The sequence below is a fragment of the Desulfosarcina cetonica JCM 12296 genome (assembly GCF_001311845.1).
GTDB lineage: Bacteria > Desulfobacterota > Desulfobacteria > Desulfobacterales > Desulfosarcinaceae > Desulfosarcina > Desulfosarcina cetonica.
In genome coordinates, this window is the sequence record NZ_BBCC01000006.1 from 12,583 (window position 1) to 26,178 (window position 13,596).

Here is a 13,596-nt window from a genome sequence, read left to right on the forward strand (position 1 = left end):
GCGCAACCCAAAGAAACGGAAAAAAATGGAACCGTATACGATATTCCCCGACAAACCGATTGTGGATAAAGGGGCAATGGCGCGCACCTTCATGGATATGGGCATTGCCGATTTCCATCATGCCTGCCGCTACGTACATGAATTGCCCTATGGCTACAACGCCGACCGGGACGAGCCGATGATCCTGTTCAAGGAGAAAAAAGGCAGTTGCACCACCAAGCATGCAGTCATCGCCACATTGGCGGCCGAGCTGGAGATCGCCATCGACAAGAACATCGGCATTTATGCCATGACGGAGTCGCTGGTCACGGGAGCACAACGGATCCTGGACCGGCACCGGCTCCCCTATCTGCCGATGGTCCACTGCTTCCTGGTTTTTGAAGGACACCGGGTGGATCTTTCCCAAGGCAACCCAAACGGGAAAAACGGGCCGATTGACGACTTCCTTTACACCGAAAAAGTCATGCCGAACATCTCGGCAAAGGATGAATACCTGCGCTATCGAAAGGCGCTCAACGCGCACATTCTACCGCGACCGGAATTCCATGACATCCATCTGAAAACCATTCTCAAAGCCCGGGAGGAGGGGCTCTCCCTTCTCAGGGCGAACATTCAGGCGTAAAGCAAGAAGCTGGGACGGGCGTTATGGCTTTATCTCGACAAGTGTCCCGTTGTGCACCAACCGGGAGACCTCCTCGATCTCCTTGTCGGTCATGGCGATACAGCCGTTGGTCCAGTCGATCTCAGTGTGAACGCCGCCAAGCCAGGAGCAACCGTTCTTCATGCCATGGATCATGATATCGCCGCCTGGAGAAACGCCCAGTTCCTTGGCCCGCTTGACATCTTTTTCATTTGGGTAGGAAATACGAAGAGAGAGGTGGTAGTCGCTGTGCCGGTTTCTCGACACGATGGTGTAAGTCCCCTCCGGCGTTTTTTGGTCGCCCTGCCTTTCTTTCGGGCCGACCGGGTTGCCGCCGAGGGAGATCTTGTAGATTTTGATCGCCTCGCCGTTTGAAATCAAGGTGAGCCGGCGTTCTTTCTTTTCGATCAGGACCTTGTCCACCGGCTCGGTCCAAAGTTCGAAGACCTTCTGTTCAAGGGTTCCCACCCTTTGCCGCAACGCGATGATCTCATTTTCCCGAGCATCGATCTGTCGGCGGTAGGCGTCGAGCTGTGTTCGCTGTTCTGCAATCAGGTTATCCTTGGTGATGACATTCTGGATCTGAAGCATCATCATCTGGCTGTCGCGCCGATATGCGCTTTTCGGATGCTCATCAATTATTTTTCTAAAGTATTCCAGTGCCCGACCATAATCCTTGCGGTTGTTTTCAGGATAGGTGTAAATTATCCCTATCTCGAAAAGCACCCGGTCCACCGTCTTGGGCGCTTTTGCGAGAAGTTTCTCGTATTGACCGAGTGCGGCCGCGTAATCTCCCTGGGCGAACAAGGTGTTGGCCTTTTGGTAGACCGATTCGACCGTAGGCTTCAGGCTATCATGGCTACATCCGGAAATAAGAAAAACGGCCAGCACGGTACTTAGGAAAAACGGGCGCTGAAACCAGAATGTCCCATTCAACCGCTTGCCGGTACCTGCCAGCGTGTGTGTTGACGATATGGTCGATGATCGCAAAACCCGTCCTATTCCAAATGTCTTTGTCGTGCGCGCCGTGCAGAGCATGGAGAACAAAGAAGCGGCCGGTTATCGGACCGGCCGCTTCCCTTCGGTTTATTTACTTCGTCATCGATTTCTGAAAAATCGCATCGGCCTGTCTTATCTTTTCATCGGCGATACGCTCTCTTTCCTGAGCCCTTTGTTCGGCAGCCTCGGCACGCGCCGTGGCCTCATTGGCTTTCGTCAGGGCCTCGTCAGCCGCCGCCTTGGCGGCCTGGGCATCCTGGGCCGCTTGGTCCGCCTTCATGCTGATCGCCATTTCCCGTGCCTGCATGTCCTTGAGATCACTTTTCGTGGCACAGCCCCCCACAGCGAATCCCAGAACAAGCATTACCGAAACCATCCATAGACCTTTTCTCATCATCCGTTACCTCCTCTTCTTTCGGGTTTGTCTCACCATAACAGTGACCGTGATATGCCGTATCCCATCGCCAAAATGACGGATTCATAAAAAGCCCCGTCAGTCAGTTACCGGACGGGGTGCTCCCCTGCGCCACGGGCGCGACCATGACGCCTTCCATCTCCAAATCGATTCGCAGCCGTTTGACCGCCTCCGCCGCCTCCCTCGAGTTGCTGAACGGACCGGCGAGAACGCGGTGCCTGCCGCCCGTTGACAGCACCCGTGCCGGAATTTGCGGACCCTGGTGGTTGAGTATCGCGGCAAGCCTTTTGGCATCGACCGCATCATCAAAATCGGCGGCCAACACATACCATGCATCGGTTCTCCACTCCGGCACCTGGGGTTGGCCGGACAACGTTGCCGGGTGCCTCAGTCTTACCGGATCCGTTACCGCCGTCTTTCCCCCGCGACCCAGGACGGAGACAACAACGGGAATCCCGCGGGTCTCGGCCACGACCGTTTTGATTTTATTCCAATCAAGCACATGGCCGGTTTGCTTTTCAATCTTTTTCAATTTCGCATAGGCCTTTTTCAACTCGGCGGTGCCTGATGATTCGTAAGGGGGATGGCTTCCAGGTAAACCCTTCCGCCATGCCGGCCCACGAGATAGGGTTGGCTCACGATTTCTACCGCTGTTTTCACCGGGGTGGCGTCAAAAAGCCGATTGATGTTTTCCGGATAAAGCCTGATGCAGCCGTTGGTCGCCCTCAGACCGATACTGGCCGGCTTGTTGGTCCCATGCACCAGATAGCCTGACTTGCTTAAGTAGAGAGCATATTCGCCCAAGGGGTTCAACGGCCCCGGCGGCACCTGGCTTGGCAGCGGATCGCCCCTTTTACGATGATCCGCGGCAATCGATGCCGGCACATACCACGTCGGCCGATATTTCTTGCGCGTGATATACATTTGGCCCATGGGGGTGGGCCGCTCTTCCCTGCCGACACCGACCGGAAAAGTCGCCACCGCCTGCTGCCCGCCATCCTTTTTAAAGTAGAAAAGCCGCATGGCCGCCAGATTGATCACGATGCCTTCCCTGCGCGTTTCCGGCAGGATGAAACTCAGCGGCAGGACAATGCGCTCGCCGGCCCTGGGCACCCATACATCCACCCCCGGGTTGGCGGCGCTGAGCGCATTGATCCCCAGGCTGAAATGGCGGGCGATATCCGGCAGGGTATCCCCCCTTTGGAGCGTGATCGTCGCCAGCCGGCCAACAACGTCATCGCCCTCGTCTACCAAAAAGTAATTTTCTTCGATACTGTCCAGTCCTTGATCCTGAATCGGCTGACCTTTCCAAAAACTCCGGGTCGCGGCACAGCCATGCAAAAACAAGACGCACGTGGACAACAGGATAAGATACCGAAGGATTGACCAAGAGGCCCGGCTCGAAAATCGATCCGGTGCCTTGGGCCCCACTTTATCGATTGAGGAAAATGGGCAACCATGTTTCAAAGTTGGCGAATGATCATTTATTTGCGGCATTTGTACGATTTTTTCCCACGCTTGCATCCGATGAAAAAGCTGCCCCGCAACGAAGCCGGGGGTTGGGGCCACGCTTTCTTGTTGATATTTTATACAATATGTGGATCAGTCGGTACGCCTGCAGCCGAGGTCTCAAATCGGGCGGCATTAGACACACAGATAATATGCAAATATACCGCCAGGATCAACCCTATAAAATAATTGGATCAGACCGCCATGATACCGATCGTCAAACATTTTCGCGATCTGCCGTTGCGGCTGAAGATGTTTTATGTCTACGCATTAATGGTCTTTGTGGCCGTCATGCTGGTGGGGATCGCCGTCTATTACCAGGTCAGCAAGAGCATCGAGCGCAACATCGACAATGAGCTGTCCAACGCGACGACGGCCATTCTCGACATGGTCAAGACCACGGCCGAAGCTCCATCAAAAACTACCTGCGCGCCGTGGCGGAGAAAAACCGGGATATCGTCACCGCCCATTACAACGCGGTTCAGGCCGGAGAGATGACCGAGGCCGAGGCCAAGGCAAAGCTCAGGACGATCTTCTTCAGTCAGACCATCGGCAAAACCGGCTACATTTACTGCTTGGATTCAAGCGGCCTGGCGGTGGAACACCCCAGACCCGCCGTGGTGGGGGTCAACTTTTCGGCGTTCCCATTCATCCAGGAGCAAATCCGGCGCAAGGAGGGCTACCTGGAGTATGAATGGAAGAATCCGGGAGAGACCACCCCCCGCCCCAAGGCGCTGTACATGACCTTCTTCAAGCCGTGGGACTGGATCATCTCGGTGTCCACCTACCGCGAGGAGTTCCGCGAGCTGATCGATATATCGGAATTCAAGGACAGCATTCTGTCGCTCAATTTCGGCAAGACCGGCTACAGCTACGTCATCGACAGCAAGGGGGAGGTGGTGGTGCATCCGGTGCTCTCCGGGAACCTGTGGGATGCCCGGGATGCCGACGGAATCTACCTGGTGCGGCATCAGAGCGAAACCAAAACCGGCAAGTTGGTGTACGGCTGGCGCAATCCCGGCGAAGTCCGCTATCGCGAGAAAATCGTGATTTACAACTACATTCCGGACTACGACTGGATCGTCGCCTCCACCTGTTACCGGGAAGAGTTTTATGCTCCGCTCAAATCGCTGCGCAACATCGTCTTCACGACGGTTTTGGTCATCCTGGTGCTGGTTTTGCCGACCACGTTTTCCATCGCCGGCGGCATCACCCGCCCCCTGCGGCAATTGGAAAACCGGCTGGCACGCGCCACGCAAGGCGATTTCGCCGCACGCATGGACCTCACCAGCAAGGATGAGATCGGCAACCTGGCCGTCTACTACAACCGTTTCATGGACCGTCTGGAGACCTACAGCCGTGAAATCCAGGCGGAAGTGGCCCAACGCCGCCAGACCGCCGAGGCATTGAAAAAAGCGAGGAACTCTTCTCCAAGGCCTTTCATGCCAGTCCCAGCGGGATCTTCATCGCCGACCGGCAGACCGGCCGGTTGATCGATGCCAACCCGAGCTTCCTGGACCTGATCGCCTGCCCCCCTGCCACGGTCAAGGACGCCCAGCTTACCGATCTGCCGATCTTCAACACGCCGGCCGACCTCGACCGTCTGACCGGCCTGCTCGACCACGGCGGTCGCGTACGCGACATGGACATCGACTTTGTCAATGCCCAGGGCGAAATGCGCACCGGTGTAATCAACGCCGAGAGCGTTGACATCTGGGAGCGCCGGTGTGTGCTGTTCGCCGTGGATGACCGCACGGAGACCAAACGCCTGGAGCTGGAGGTGATCGATATCAGCGAGCGCGAGCGCCGCCAACTGGGGCAGTACCTGCACGACGATTTGTGCTCGCACCTGTTGGGGATTGAAGTGATGCAGACCGTCATGCGCAAAAAGCTCGCCAAGCTGGCGGGAGCGGACCTCGCGGCCATTGACAAATCCAGGGATCTTGTTCAGGATGCGATCCGCAAGACGAACCGTATTTCCCGTGGCTTGTGCCCGATCAATATCGCCGAACAGGGGCTGGAGTTGACCCTTACCGAACTGTGCCGCGATATCGAGGAGATCTACGGTGTGGGGTGTCGCCTCCGGTACGACGAGGAGATCTTTCTGAAAGATCACCTGATGGCCACCCACATCTACTACATCGCCCGCGAGGCGGCCTACAACGCCGTCAAGCACGGAAAAGCCCGGAACATTAGCCTCAGTCTCACCCGTACGGGTGACACGGCACAGCTCATCATTCGGGATGACGGCCAGGGGTTGCCCAAAAGCCTGAAACGCACGGGCATGGGGATCCGCATCATGAACTACCGCGCCCGACGTATCGGCGCCATGCTGGATGCCCGGCGGGACGGCGACGCCGGTTGCGTGGTATCGCTGACCTTCACCCCCCATGTTGCCAAAAACGGAGGACCTGCCGATGACGCAATCGTCTGACAACGCTGTCGATGCGCCCCGTCGGATCCTGATCGTCGAGGATCACCCGATCTTCCGGATGGGCCTGGTGGACCTGATCGAGCAGGAGCCGGACCTTTGCGTATGCGGCGCGGTGGAGGACGTGGACGAGGCCCGCCAGGCCATCGGAGACCTCGCCCCGGACCTGGTGATCGTGGATCTGTCGCTGAAACAAAGCAACGGCTTCGACCTCGTGCAAACCATCAACGCCGAACACACGTCGCTGCCCGTGCTGGTCCTTTCCATGCATGACGAACAAATCCACGCCGAACGCTGTCTGCGGGCCGGTGCCCGCGGCTACATCAACAAGAAGGAGACGTCCGAATCGGTCATCACGGCCATCCGCCACATCCTGGCCGGCAATATCTTCCTCAGTGCCAGCATGACCGCGACGATCCTCAACAAGTTCCAGAAGAACCCCGCACGCTTGGCCGGCTCGTCACTCAGTGGCCTGACCAGCCGCGAACTGGAAGTCTTCTACATGATCGGGCGCGGCATGACCCCGGCCCGGATCGCCGATCGGCTCCAGCTGAGCGTCAAGACCATCGGCACGCACAAGGAGCGCATCAAGGAGAAGCTGGGGCTGAAGAACGCCGCCGAGCTGGTGCGCTACGCGGTGTTGTGGGTCGAAAAGGAGGGCGGGCAAGGGGCAGTGCCCCCCGCATAAGACGGCACTCCCCGCAACCGTCGCCGTATCCGCCGGCGCGTCCATGGGGCATGGCCATAGGTCGTGCCCATCCAGAGATAGGTAAATTACCTACCCTGGAATTCAGCAGTTGTCTTCCTCTTATTTCAACTCTCCCCCGATTTACGGTGATCCCCACCATTGGTAGTAAAGATTAGCGATCCATCAAGAACCGATCCGCCGGTCGGCAGCCGGCTGAATGTTGATCAAGGCGACGCCACACCCGACGGACGCCCCCACGGGCGAACACCCAACCATCGGAAGAGAGGAGAACCCCCATGAGCCAGCCCTCCGTCCATTATGAAATGCTGACACCGGTCAATTTCATCCGGCGCAGCGTCGAGGTCTACCCGAACAAATTGGCCGTCGTGCACGGCGACCAGCGTTTCACCTATGGTCAGCTCTACACGCGCGTCAACCGGCTGGCCAGTGCCCTGAAAGCCATCGGCGTCAAACGGGGCGACAAAGTGGCCTTCATCTCGCCCAACATCCCGCCCATGCTCGAGGCCCACTTTGCCGTTCCGCTGATCGGCGCGGCCCTGGTATCGGTGAACATCCGCCTTTCGGCGCCGGAGGTGGCCTATATCCTCAATCATTCCGACACCAGCGTCTGCTTCGTGGACAACGAATTCGCCGATCTGGTGAAACCGGTCCTAAGCGAGATCACCGGCGTCAAGACCTATGTCAACATCTGCGATGCCAGCGATGCCCGCCCGCTGGAAGGGATGGACTACGAAGCCTTTCTGGCCACCGGCAGCCCCGAGGCGGTACCCATGGACATCGCGGACGAGAACGCCGTGGCAACCATCAACTATACCAGCGGCACCACGGGCAAACCCAAGGGCGTGATGTACCACCACCGCGGCGCCTACCTCAACAGCTGGGCGACTGCATGGAAATGGGGCTGCGCAGCAACTCGGTATACCTGTGGACCTTGCCCATGTTCCACTGTAATGGCTGGTGTTTTCCCTGGGCGGTCACCGCCGCCGGCGCCACCCATGTCTGCCTGCGCAAGGTCGATCCCGGGGAGATCCTTGCCCTGCTCGCCAGCGAGAACGTCTCGCACATGTGCGCCGCGCCCATCGTGCTCATCGGCATCGCCAACCATCCGGATTTCACGTCGGTCAAGTTGAAGCGGCCCCTGGAAATCGCCGTGGGCGGCGCGCCGCCTTCACCGACCATCATCAGCCAGATGGAGGAGATGGGCGCCCATATCAACCATGTCTACGGACTCACCGAAGTCTACGGGCCATATACCATCTGCGCTTGGCAGGAACCCTGGGACGAATTGCCGGCCTCGGAGCGGGCGGCGATCCGTTCACGCCAGGGCGTGGCCTACACGGTCTGCCAGTTCCTGGATGTGGTGGACATCAGCACCGGTGAGCCGGTCCCGCGCGACGGCAAAACCATCGGCGAGGTGGTCATGCGCGGCAATGTGGTCATGCTGGGGTACTACAAGGATGAAGAAGCCACGGAAAAAGCCTTCCGGGGCGGCTGGTTTCACTCCGGCGACCTGGCGGTCATGCACCCGGACAACTATATCCAGATCATGGACCGCCAGAAGGACATCATCATCTCCGGCGGCGAGAACATCTCCACGGTGGAAGTCGAAAACGTCATCTACCGCCATCCGGCGGTGATGGAGGTGGCCGTGGTGGCCATGCCGGACGAGAAGTGGGGCGAGTTGCCCAAGGCCTTCATTACACCCAAGCCTGGCTCGAATCCGACGGCCGAGGAGATCATCGCCTTCTGCAAGGAAAACCTGGCCCGCTTCAAGGCGCCCAAGGCGGTTGAATTCGCCTCGCTGCCCAAGACCTCCACCGGCAAGATCCAGAAGTTCGTGCTGCGTGAGAAGGAGTGGGGTCAGCGCAAGAAGCGCGTGAATTAGCCCCATCGTGCGATAGCGAATTATTTCATGGCGCCCCGGGCAACAACCGGGGCGCCTTTTTATTTCCGCAGCCCATATGTTTGCCCGCTTGTCACCGCCAAGTCGCAAGGGGCGCGTACCCGGCCCAGCGATAGCGAAGACGACGTCAGGCTGCCCCGTCAATTCATGCAGCCGTTGAACGCGATATCGTCTACGCGGGTATTTTTTTACTAATACAATTCTAATAAATGTGGACTATTGATACTAATCGTTTCACGTTTTCTCGGGTTACCGTTGCCCAAGCAGGAAAGCGATTCTTTTCACAGCAGTCCGCGGACCATAACGAAAGCGTGCCATACCGCCCAAGATTGTAACCAAGCGATTTGAAGAGGATCCGCCGCTCTTAGAACCGAAAGCAGGCTATTTTCAGATTGGATTGGCGAGCCATAACCTATTTCAGAACAAACTGCTTCAGGCCATGTTCGCGTCCGAACTGGGCGGCGCGCATCAGGTTGATATGGTTGCCATTCAGGATAGGGAGGATATCGTCGAGCGGCCCTCGTGGGACTTGGTTCTATGGGACGGGTATGGCCTGAACCTCGAAGAGATGAACGTCAAACTGCGCTTGGGCGATGCTCCCGATCCCATCGAGCAGGCCATGGCGCTGTTCAATGTTGATCCCGATGCCAGTGCCGCCTTCGAGCGACAGGTGATCGAGCGGTGCATTCGAGGCATTTTCTACCTCAACGAACCGCTGGACCGATTTATAAAAGGGGTAAAGGCGATTTTGCAGGGCGAACTCTGGTTTTCCCGCAAAATAACCTCCAAAATTCTCGTGGACATCCATTATCGACGCTCCAGCGTTGCGGTGGCCGAAGCCATGCTCACCGCCCGCGAAAAGAAAATATTGATTGCCATCTCCTCCGGTGCCAGCAACAGCGACATCGCCGAAGAGTGCTTCATCAGCCCCAACACCGTTAAAACCCATCTATACAACATCTACAAGAAGATTGGAGTAAAGAACCGTATGGAAGCCGCCTTGTGGGTGGTCCGCTACCTGTAATCGACAGCCGGTTTCGTTCCCACCAACGCGTCCACAAACATCTCATCCGTCGCACCCCTCATACCGATGCAACAACACTGATGAACTCGTAAAAAGTCGCATTTCCGACGGATTCGTAAAAAGCCCGAGATCAAGGCTTGCGAATCCTGAGAATACCGCTATCGCGGGTGCCGTAGGCAGCGTACTTAGCGTACTCCGCAGTGACGAAGGATGAAGCGTAACGCCGATATCGGGCTTTTTACGAATCCGTCAATCAATTGGATGGTAACAAAAAAAGAAAAAGGAGAATGGTCAAGGCGGTTAACAATGGTTTTTTCGTTTATCATGCGTCAACGGCTTGGTTTAGCTTGAATTTGAATCGGTTTCCCAGCTATCAGAGCGCCAGTGTAACCATAACCACAAATGAAAAATCGTGATGGCCCCAATTACAGTCTCGCAAGCAGGACAGAACGTGCGCGAAGGCAGGGCCATGCAGGCTGTACATCCCGAGCGGGATGGGCAGGGGGCCTAACTGGGTTGGCACATTGTGATCGGATGGCAGATCGTAAACGTGGTGGGGTGGGTGGCTGCGGGACACACTTTCGGCGGGAATGTGCAAACGGGAAGGCCAGCAATAAATTTGACGGCTCTAAATGGTTTTTGATGGTTCAAATAAAGGTAAAATAAGCTTCGGATCGAACATTGATGTCCAAAAATCTGGTGGGAAAAGAGCCCCCTATCCACATATTTGGACAGCGCTATCCAGTTTGGCAATCTGGGAGGCGGAGACATAATATGGCGGGGTGGTGGATACCAGGATGACCACGATGAACCATGATTACCTGCGGGATTTCCTTTTGATTTTAGGCCTTAACATCCGATTCGACGGGAAAGAAGGATTGACACTTGGGGTTTCCCATAATAAATTTCGTTTTGCACATTCGTTCGTTTTTCCATGTATACAAGGTAATGCACGCAGCTGGTCGGGTGGAAACATTGCTTGGCCTGTCTGCTCATACCAAATTCGAAAAGCCCTCTTAATTGCAGATTCAAGAAAATCCATGAACGGTAAATATCCTTGTGATTCGCGACTGCTCCGATTTGTATTAATCGGTTGAGCATACTACGGTGAGTAAAATGGCGGGACATCAAATGGCGGTAGCCCCTGGGGCGCGGATCGAGGTTCGTGATGCCGAATGGCTGGTCAAGCGGGTTGATCGCACATCAACCGGTGGGCAAGCGTTGAGTGTGATTGGCATTTCCGAGCTGGTTCGCGACAAAGATGCGATTTTTCTCACGGAGATTGAAAACAAGATCGACATTCTCGATCCACGGGATACCAAGCTGGTCACCGATGATTCCAGTGCCTATCAGGCTTCCTTGCTCTACATGGAGAGCTTGCTTCGGCGTAAACCACCCACGGATCAAAATCTGTACATCGGGCACAAGGCGGCCATGGATCCAGTGCCGTATCAGCTTGATCCGGCTATTCAGGCGCTTCAGCAGCCCCGTCAGCGAATTCTGATTGCCGATGCGGTTGGCCTTGGGAAAACACTTGCCGCGGGGATCCTGTTGAGTGAATTGATCCGACGGGGAAAAGGCAAACGGATCCTCGTTCTGGCTGTAAAAAGCATGTTGACCCAGTTCCAGAAAGAGATGTGGAGTCGTTTCACCATCCCCCTTGTTCGGCTGGATTCGGTAGGCATTCAGCGGATTCGTTCAAGGATTCCCACCAACCAGAATCCCTTTTTTTATTATGACCGCTCCATCATTTCCATCGATACGTTAAAGCAGGATACCGAGTACCGGACCTATCTGGAGAATGCCTATTGGGACATCATCGTCATCGATGAAGCCCATAATGTGGCCGAACGAGGCAATGCATCGTCGCAGAGAGCCAAGCTTGCCAACCTCCTATCGGAACGATCGGACACCCTGATCATGCTGTCGGCAACACCTCACGATGGCAAAGCCCGCAGTTTCGCCAGCCTCATGAACATGCTCGATCCCACGGCCATTGCCAATCCGGAAAAATATGGTCCAGAGGATATCAAGGGGCTTTATATCCGCCGGTTCAAGAAAGACATTCAACATCAGGTGGAAATGGCATTCAAGGAGCGGGAGATCCGGGTGGCCCACTGTGATGCCAGTCCGTTGGAGGAATCCGCATTTGATGGTTTCATCAAAATACAATTTTCCGAGTTGGATCAAAAGCGTGGCCCTGGCCAGCTGTTCAAGATCACGCTGGAGAAGGCGCTTTTTTCAAGTCCCGCGGCCTGTCTGAAAACCATCGCCAATCGGATCAATCGTCTGGAGAAAGACGAAACATCACGATTTGCCAAAGACATCCAGACGCTGAGAACCTTCGCGGACGCGATCGCGGCGATCGATAGCGACGATTTTTCGAAATACCAGAAGCTGCTGGATGTCATTACGGATCAAAAAAACGGATTTGGTTGGACCCCCAATGACAGTCATGACCGTATCGTCATTTTTACCGAGCGGATCGAAACGCTCAATTTCCTGAAAAAGAATTTGATCCGAGATCTGAACCTCAAGGAAAAGCAGGTCGCCATTCTCTATGGCGGAATGTCGGACATCGAACAGCAGCAGGTGGTCGAGGATTTCGGCAAGGATGAATCACCCATCCGTCTGATGGTGGCCTCGGATGTGGCCTCGGAAGGCATCAATCTGCATTACCTGTCCCACCGCATGATCCATTTCGATATTCCCTGGTCGCTGATGGTATTTCAGCAGCGCAATGGCCGTATCGACCGATATGGCCAGACCGAAACGCCTCAGATCGTCTATCTTGTGACACGCAGCGAGGTCGAACGCATCCGTGGGGATATGCGCATTCTCGAATTGCTGATCCAAAAAGACAACGAAACCGTCAAAAACATCGGCGACCCGGCCGAGTTCATGGGCGTTTACGACATCGATGAAGAAGAGAAAAAGACGGCCGATGCCATTGAGCAAGGACTGACCCCTGAGGAATTCCAGGCGTTTGCCGCAAATCACGAGGAAAGTCCCGAATCGATTCTTTTTGGTGATGATGAACCGCCTACCGGACAAATGACCGAAATCGCCAAGCAAGACATGCCTTCGCTTTTCAAGGATGATTTTGATTATGTGGCATCTGCCATTGGCTATCTGCGCCATTTCGGCAGGGTCCAGGCCGATCTTTATCCGGATGAAAAACGGATTGATATAGCTCCGAACGATGAACTGAAATCCCGATTCCGGTTTCATCCCCGTGAAATCTGGCCGGATGATGGATTCTTTGTTTTGTCCGCGGACAAGTCGACCATTCAGGAGGAGATCAAGCGCAGCCGCAAGGATGAGAAAGCCTGGCCGCAAATCCATTATCTCTGGGAACTCAATCCGGTTGTCGACTGGATCAACGATAAACTGCAAGCGGCTTTCCGCCGTCACGAGGCTCCAGTGCTTGAGATGCCATCTGTATTACAGGATGGTGAAACCATTTTTCTCATGTCCGGTCTGATTCCCAACCGAAAAAGTCATCCGTTGGTTCACCGCTGGTTCGGCGTTTGTTTCCAGAATGGCCAACCCGCAATGGTAAAGCCCTTTGAGATGATCCTCGATAAAACTGGCCTGGGAACGACATCCTTTCCCAATGAGAAACGCGTCATTGACGTTGATCGAATCAAGCCTTGATGCCCGAAGCCATCGACAAGGCCCGGGAATGGATGCAATTGCGGCGGTTGGAATTTGAAAGCGGTATCCGGGGAAAACTGGATGACCATATGAACGCCCTTGATCGGCTGCGAAAAAAGCAGCACCAGCAACTGGAACTGCAATTTGAAGAGAGCCGACAGCATGAAAAGATTATCCTTTCCCAAAAGGCACAGAAAGGTCGCCGGATCGATGGGATCTTTAATGCCTACCGCCAATGGATCAAGGATACCATGAGCACGGAAGACAATCCGTATATTCAGGTTATTGCCGTTTTCAAGGGGAATTAAC

The 13,596-nt window shown here is 55.4% G+C and carries 13 protein-coding genes and 1 pseudogene; 10 read left to right on the forward strand and 4 right to left on the reverse strand.

What is annotated here, in order from left to right; genetic code table 11:
- The first annotated feature begins 25 nt into the window (after positions 1-25).
- A complete protein-coding gene (locus JCM12296_RS02320) occupies positions 26-622 on the forward strand; it encodes a hypothetical protein (protein WP_054689367.1) in 597 nt (198 codons plus the stop codon).
- 21 nt (positions 623-643) lie between these two features.
- Here JCM12296_RS02320 and JCM12296_RS02325 read toward each other — a convergent pair whose 3' ends face one another.
- The 4 genes from JCM12296_RS02325 to JCM12296_RS41235 all read right to left on the reverse strand — a co-directional run bounded on the left by JCM12296_RS02325 (position 644) and on the right by JCM12296_RS41235 (position 3,308).
- Complete coding sequence (locus JCM12296_RS02325) at positions 644-1,630, reverse strand: L,D-transpeptidase family protein (protein WP_213183077.1); 987 nt, start codon at positions 1,628-1,630, stop codon at positions 644-646.
- A gap of 100 nt (positions 1,631-1,730) precedes the next feature.
- Positions 1,731-2,036, reverse strand: coding sequence for an Lpp/OprI family alanine-zipper lipoprotein (locus JCM12296_RS02330; protein WP_213183079.1), 306 nt, complete (start codon positions 2,034-2,036; stop codon positions 1,731-1,733).
- Positions 2,037-2,136: 100 nt separating this feature from the next.
- Complete coding sequence (locus JCM12296_RS41230) at positions 2,137-2,607, reverse strand: SPOR domain-containing protein (protein ID WP_218187937.1); 471 nt, start codon at positions 2,605-2,607, stop codon at positions 2,137-2,139.
- Positions 2,604-3,308: a L,D-transpeptidase family protein gene (locus JCM12296_RS41235; RefSeq protein ID WP_218187938.1), complete on the reverse strand. Its 705-nt coding sequence runs from the start codon at positions 3,306-3,308 to the stop codon at positions 2,604-2,606. The genes JCM12296_RS41230 and JCM12296_RS41235 overlap by 4 nt, the downstream gene beginning before the upstream one ends.
- Before the next feature lie 459 nt (positions 3,309-3,767).
- Between JCM12296_RS41235 and JCM12296_RS02345 the strand changes: the two genes are divergently transcribed.
- From JCM12296_RS02345 to JCM12296_RS41240, 9 genes and pseudogenes are all read left to right on the forward strand, one after another.
- Positions 3,768-4,061: a hypothetical protein gene (locus JCM12296_RS02345; protein WP_157067312.1), complete on the forward strand. Its 294-nt coding sequence runs from the start codon at positions 3,768-3,770 to the stop codon at positions 4,059-4,061.
- Positions 3,998-5,056, forward strand: a complete 1,059-nt coding sequence (locus JCM12296_RS02350) for a cache domain-containing protein (RefSeq protein ID WP_083455729.1) — start codon at positions 3,998-4,000, stop codon at positions 5,054-5,056. The genes JCM12296_RS02345 and JCM12296_RS02350 overlap by 64 nt, the downstream gene beginning before the upstream one ends.
- A complete protein-coding gene (locus tag JCM12296_RS02355) occupies positions 5,029-5,997 on the forward strand; it encodes a sensor histidine kinase (protein ID WP_246803928.1) in 969 nt (322 codons plus the stop codon). The genes JCM12296_RS02350 and JCM12296_RS02355 overlap by 28 nt, the downstream gene beginning before the upstream one ends.
- On the forward strand, positions 5,981-6,682 hold the full coding sequence (locus JCM12296_RS02360; protein WP_054689380.1) for a response regulator transcription factor: 702 nt from the start codon (positions 5,981-5,983) through the stop codon (positions 6,680-6,682). The genes JCM12296_RS02355 and JCM12296_RS02360 overlap by 17 nt, the downstream gene beginning before the upstream one ends.
- 323 nt (positions 6,683-7,005) lie before the next feature.
- A pseudogene (locus tag JCM12296_RS02365) lies at positions 7,006-8,096 on the forward strand (AMP-binding protein); the annotation flags it as partial.
- A gap of 264 nt (positions 8,097-8,360) precedes the next feature.
- Positions 8,361-8,588 (forward strand): AMP-binding enzyme, encoded by a 228-nt coding sequence (locus JCM12296_RS43260; protein WP_246803929.1) that lies wholly within the window; start codon positions 8,361-8,363, stop codon positions 8,586-8,588.
- A gap of 415 nt (positions 8,589-9,003) precedes the next feature.
- Positions 9,004-9,630, forward strand: a complete 627-nt coding sequence (locus JCM12296_RS02370; protein ID WP_054689382.1) for a LuxR C-terminal-related transcriptional regulator — start codon at positions 9,004-9,006, stop codon at positions 9,628-9,630.
- 1,131 nt (positions 9,631-10,761) lie between these two features.
- Positions 10,762-13,287 carry a DEAD/DEAH box helicase gene (locus JCM12296_RS02375; protein WP_218187939.1) on the forward strand — a complete coding sequence of 842 codons (2,526 nt, stop codon included), beginning with the start codon at positions 10,762-10,764 and terminating at the stop codon, positions 13,285-13,287.
- A complete protein-coding gene (locus tag JCM12296_RS41240) occupies positions 13,287-13,595 on the forward strand; it encodes a hypothetical protein (protein ID WP_218187940.1) in 309 nt (102 codons plus the stop codon). The genes JCM12296_RS02375 and JCM12296_RS41240 overlap by 1 nt, the downstream gene beginning before the upstream one ends.
- The last annotated feature ends 1 nt before the right edge of the window (position 13,596 follow it).